At 69.2% G+C, this 5731-nt stretch carries 4 protein-coding genes; all 4 read left to right on the top strand.

Annotated elements, in window-relative coordinates; translation table 11 throughout:
* Window positions 1–1177, top strand: a 1177-nt coding sequence (locus tag AC08OV_RS23020) for an ABC transporter ATP-binding protein (RefSeq protein WP_476620299.1), incomplete at its 5' end; no start/stop codon positions are given.
* A 140-nt stretch (window positions 1178–1317) separates the two neighbouring features.
* Complete coding sequence (locus AC08OV_RS23015) at window positions 1318–2025, top strand: ABC transporter ATP-binding protein (protein WP_476615491.1); 708 nt, start codon at window positions 1318–1320, stop codon at window positions 2023–2025.
* Window positions 2022–4358, top strand: a complete 2337-nt coding sequence (locus AC08OV_RS23010; protein WP_476615492.1) for an ABC transporter permease — start codon at window positions 2022–2024, stop codon at window positions 4356–4358. Before AC08OV_RS23015 ends, AC08OV_RS23010 begins: the two co-directional genes overlap by 4 nt.
* Window positions 4359–4712: 354 nt before the next feature.
* The gene (locus AC08OV_RS23005) at window positions 4713–5723 is read left to right on the top strand and encodes a threonine ammonia-lyase (protein WP_476615493.1); all 1011 of its coding nucleotides are present in this window, start codon (window positions 4713–4715) and stop codon (window positions 5721–5723) included.
* Window positions 5724–5731 lie beyond the last annotated feature (8 nt).

Genomic DNA, 5731 nt, shown 5'->3' with positions numbered 1-5731 from the left:
TTACGTCGGCGGTCTGGTCTATGGGCGGCTGCTCTTCATCATCGTCACCGTGCTGACCTCGCTCACCACGGCGCTGGTGTACGGCCTGGGCGGCGCCCTCACCATCGACGGCACCCTTCCGATCGGCACACTGGTCGCGATGGTGACCCTGCTGCTGCGGCTGTACGGACCGATCAACCAACTGTCGAACATGCCGGTCACGGCGATGACCGCGCTGGTGAGCTTTGACCGGGTCTTCGAGTTGCTGGACCTTGAGCCGCTTATCTCGGAACACCCCGACGCCCACGCGCTGCCCCTGCCTGGTCCCGACGGCCCGGCACCGTACATCGAGTTCGACCGAGTCAGCTTCCGGTATCCCACCGCCGAGGAGGTCTCGCTCGTGTCCCTGGAGTCGGTCCCGGTGCGCACACCGGAACGCGGCGACACGGCGCTGAGTGGCGACACGATGCTGACATTGCGCGAGCTGAGCTTCCGTGCGCCAGCGGGCAAGCTCACCGCTCTGGTCGGGCCGTCCGGCGCGGGGAAGACCACGATCACGCACCTGGTGCCACGGTTGTACGACCCCACATCGGGGTCGATCCGGATCGGCGACCACGACGTCCGTGATCTGACCCTTCAGTCCCTGCGGGACACCGTCGGCGTGGTCACCCAGGACGCGCACCTCTTCCATGACACCCTGCGGGCCAACCTGGCGTACGCCCGGCCCGGCGCCACCGAGCAGGAGCTGATCGACGCCTGCAGGGCAGCACAGGTGTGGGACACCATCCACGCCCTGCCGGACGGCCTCGACACGGTGGTCGGTGACCGTGGCTACCGCCTCTCCGGCGGCGAGAAGCAGCGGATCTCCCTGGCTCGGCTGCTACTCAAGGCTCCACCGGTGGTGGTTTTGGACGAGGCGACCGCCCACTTGGACTCGCAGTCCGAAGCAGCCATCCAGCGCGCTCTGAAGACTGCTCTGGCAGGCCGGACCTCCCTGGTGATAGCGCACCGGCTGTCCACTATCCGCGAGGCAGACCAGATCCTCGTCGTCGAGGCCGGACAGATCCGGGAGAGCGGCGCCCACGAGGAGCTCCTGGCCGCGGACGGGCTCTACGCGCACCTGTACCGCACCCAGTTCGCCCAGCAGGCCTCTGACGACGCCGCGGGCGTCCACATTGACTCAATGTCGACTCGGTGATGCGGTGACCTGGCTCGCACCGGGCTGCCCTCCCACGGCATCGGTCGCGCGCCACCGCCGTACATCTCAAGGATGACCCGGTTGCCGAATTACCTCCGCCGGCCGATGTCCGGCCGACGATTCCTCCCTAGGGTCGGAGCATGACCAATGTGAACGCCTCGGACCAGGTCGTCGTACGGCTGGACGGCGTGCGCAAGGAATACGGGCAGTCGGTCGCGCTCGACAGCGTGTCCTTGGAGATCCGGGCCGGCGAGGCGGTCGCGGTGATGGGGCCGTCGGGCTGCGGCAAGTCCACGCTGCTCAACATGGTCGCCGGCCTGGACCGCCCCACCACCGGGACGATCAATGTCCACGGCGACGATCTGGGCAGCCTCAACGAGACCGGCTTGGCGCTGTTCCGTCGACGGCGGATCGGCATGATATTCCAGTTCTTCAACCTTCTCGACGATCTGACGGCGCTGGACAATGTGGCACTCGCCGCCCAGCTAACCGGCACCTCGGCCCGCCAGGCCCGCAAGCGCGCGCTGAAGCTGCTCAACGAGCTCGGCGTCGCGGACCGCCGGGACAACTACCCGGCGACGCTCAGCGGCGGTCAGCGCCAGCGGGTAGCTGTGGCCCGGGCGCTGATGAACCAGCCCTCACTGCTTCTGGCGGACGAGCCGACCGGCGCTCTGGACCGGCAGAGCGGCGAGCAGGTGATGAACCTGCTGCTCGACCTCAACCGGGTCGGCCAGACGCTGCTGATCGTCACACACGATCCGCGCCTCGCCGAACGGTGCGCGACCCGGCTGATCGAGTTCGAGGACGGCCGGATCGCTCGTGAGAGCAGATTGGAGCGGGTCGGATGAGCGCAGTGTGGTTGGCCGCGCGGGCGGCGGTCCGACGCCGCCGGCTGCAGACGGTCATCATCGCCATTGTCGTCCTGCTGTCCACAGCCACCATGGTCATCGCGCTGGGGCTGCTGGACTCGGCCAGCCGGCCCTTCGACCGGGCGTTCGACAAGCAGCGCGGCGCGCACGCTGCCACCGCTTTCGACTCCGCCAACGTCTCCGACGCTCAACTCGCCACGACTGCCCAGCAGCCAGGCGTCGAGGCTGCCGCCGGCCCCTTCGGCCAGACCTCCGTGAGCCTGGCCCCGGGCAGCGTCCCCTTCCTTGCGGGCCCGCTGACCGTGGTGGGTCGCGCCGACCCGGGCGGCCCGGTGGACCGGGTACACCTGTGGGACGGTCGCTGGGCCACCGACCCCGGCGAGATCGTCGTGAACGAGACACCGCCTTCCGTCGGCAGCCATTCGCCGTTTCCTCTCGGCGGGCAGGTCGTGACCCCGCAGGGCACGAAGCTCACCATCGTCGGATACGCCTACACCCTGAGCCGGACCGCCGACGCCTGGGTCTCGCCGGCACAGATGGAAGTGATGGGCCCGACGGCCACCCAGATGCTGTACCGCTTCGACTCGGCGGGGACGCAGGCCGAGATCAACCGGAGCCTCGACCGGGCCACGGCGGATCTGCCCAGGGGCGCGCTCGTCGCCGCGCAGTCTTACCTCACCATCAAGCAGGATGTCGCCTCCGGGCCGGGCGTGTACGTGCCCTTCCTGATGGTCTTCGGCATCCTCGGCATCATCGTCGCCGTGTTGATCGTCGCCAACGTCATCAGCGGCGCGGTCGTCGCCGGCTTTCGGCACATCGGTGTTCTCAAGTCCCTGGGGTTCACGCCACGTCAGGTGGTCGAGGTCTACCTGCTGATGGTCTCGCTGCCGGCGGCCGTCGGCTGCGTGCTGGGCACCGTCGGCGGCGTACTCGCCACGGAGCCGCTGTTGACCAGCGCGTTCCAGGGCACGGGCATGGACCTCAGCGGTGTCGGCGTCAGCGCGTGGGTGCCGGTAGCCGCCCTGGTGGGGATACCCGCCCTCGTTGTCCTCGCGGCAGCCGTACCGTCAAGGCGGGCGCACCGGCTGTCCGCGGCCGAGGCGATCAATGCGGGCAGCGCGCCGCGCCCGGGTCGGGGGCTGCGGGTTCAGCGCCGACTCAGCGGCAGCCGGTTGCCGCGCTCGGTCAGTCTCGGTCTGGGGCTTCCGTTCGCGCGGCCCGCCCGTACCGCGATGACGCTGGTGGCCGTGCTCCTCGGCGTGACCACCGTGACATTCGCGGCCGGCCTGGTCGGTACGGTCGTCAAGTACGGCAAGGCAACAACGCACTCGTCGGCCGCCCAGCTCACCGTCGAGCCCGGCCGGACGCAGTTCGGCGAGACCGCGCCGAAGCTGGACGACCGGCAGATCGAGGCGATGCTGCGGTCCCTGGACGGCACGAAGCACGTGACGGTCGACGTGCATGTCCCCGTGTCCGTCACGGGTTCCTCCCAAAGCGTCGTCGCCGACTTCTGGCGGGGGGACACGTCCACGCTGGACTTCCAGGACCAGATCGTCACGGGGCGCTGGATCGCCGGGCCCGGCGAGGTCGCCGCGTCCACGGCGTTCCTGCACAAGCGGGGCCTCCGCGTCGGCGACCAGCTACCGCTGGATGTGGGTGGTAAGCAGATCCGCACCACCATCGTCGCCTCGCTGATGAGCCAGCAGGACCTGCTCTACGCGGACTGGCGGACGCTGTCCGCCCTCGATCTGGACGTCAGGCTCCTCAACTCCCACGTCCAGTATCTGGTGCAGGTCTCCCCCGACACCAGCCTCGCCCGCTACACCTCCGCCGTGCGGGCAGTGGACCAGGGCCTCTACTCGCATCCGAACTCCGGTTCGACCACCTTCACCGCCGCCGTCATCAGCCTGTCGACGGTCCTCACCCTTATTCTGGCGACGGTCGCGGGGCTCGGGGTCTTCAACACAGTCGCCCTCAACACTCACGAACGCCGCCGTGATCTGGCGATGCTCCAGTCGATCGGCATGACGCCCCGCCAAGTGATCAGCATGACGCTCACCTCCATGGCGGCTGTGGGCACAATCGGCGGACTGCTCGGCATCCCGTTAGGCGTCCTCACCCACCATGTGATCATGCCGATCGCGGGCCACGCGGCGAGGGTCGATCTGCCCGCGCGCATGGTGGACGTATGGTCCGCACACCTCCTCGTGCTGCTAGGTCTCGCCGGCATCATGATCGCGGTACTTGGCGCGTTCTTCCCAGCCCGTGCGGCGACCCGCACGACCATCGCGGAAGCGTTGCACAACGAATGACGGATGCGGGTGATTGGTCACCCACCAAGAAATGCTTTCGAATGCGGACGCCGATCACCGTCAGGTGGTCGGCGTCCAGTTTTCCCCCTGGTCTCCGCGCCTTCCGCACCGGAAGAAGACGTGCGACCATGAATCGCACATATCCCCGACAGGTTTTCCGGAATCTGCCCGGACATCTCGCCACACGGTCCCGTGGCCGGTGCCGACCACGCCATCACGCCGCTCTCCTTTTCGACACCGCACGTGACATCAAATTCCTGCATGCACGGAGAGTCTATGAGGATCAATTATTTGCGCGATCATGCGCCTGCGGCGAGCAGGACGAGCGGTCCGTGCGAGCGGGTTGAAAGGAATGTGGACGGACATCCACTCGCTCCGGCCGCCGACGGCAACAAGGCTCCGGAGCTGGACCGCGCCGTCGTCGACCGGGCCGAGCGGCGGCTGGCTGGCCGGGTGTGGCGGACGCCGGTCGTGCGGTGCGACCAGCTCGATGTCCTCGGCGGCGCGCGCCTGTGGCTGAAGGCGGAGAACCTGCAGCGCGGCGGGTCGTTCAAGATCCGCGGTGCACTGCTGGCCGTGGAGCACCTCGCCACCTCCGGCAGCCGGGGGGTGATCGCGCAGAGCACGGGCAACCACGGGATCGCGGTCGCTCTGGCCGCCCGCCACCACGGGCTACCCACCATCGTGCTCCTGCCGTCCGACGCCGCGCCGGCCAAGATCAGCCAGATCCGGAAGGCCGGTGCCGAGGTTGTGACGGCCGGCACTGTGCTCGCCGACCGGGTGGCCACCGTGGCGGAACTCCGCCAGTTGCACGGGTACGACGTCATCGACCCCTACCAGAACCCCCATGTGATCGCGGGTCAGGGGACCGCGACAGCCGAGCTGCTCGGGCAGGTTGCCCAGGAGGGTGCGTGCCTGGACGCCGTCATCGTTCCGGTCGGTGGCGGCAGCGCGATTGCCGGCGCCTGCCTGACGACCGCGGGACGCGACGTATCCGTGGTCGGGGCCGAGCCACAGGCCGTGCCCGCGCTCACCGCGGCCCTTTGCGCGCACCGGCCGGTGACCGTACCCGCCAGGCACACCATCGCCGACGGGCTGCGCCCCGACCGGATTGGCGCCCTCCCCTTCGACCTCGCCCACCGGGCCGTGGCCGCGGTCGTGACGGTGTCGGAGGAAGCCATCGTCGAGGCGCTGCGGGCGGCGTTCCTGCGCGCCCGGTTGGTCATCGAACCGGCGGCGGCCACCGCGCTCGCCGCAGCCCTGGAGCACGCGCCCCGTCTTGGCTCGGACGTCGGCGTGCTGCTCACCGGCGGGAACATCGAACCGAGCCTGGTCGCCTCGCTGCTGGCCGGCCCGGAGGTCTGACCCCCGGC

The sequence above is a fragment of the Frankia sp. CeTa3Moorea genome (assembly GCF_978021225.1).
This window is presented reverse-complemented; position numbering and strand designations above follow the sequence as displayed.

Excerpts from the sequence above, each read along its gene's own strand:
- AC08OV_RS23015 (WP_476615491.1), top strand. The coding sequence starts at position 1,318 with ATGACCAATGTGAACGCCTCGGACCAGGTCGTCGTACGGCTGGACGGC.
- AC08OV_RS23010 (WP_476615492.1), top strand. The coding sequence starts at position 2,022 with ATGAGCGCAGTGTGGTTGGCCGCGCGGGCGGCGGTCCGACGCCGCCGG.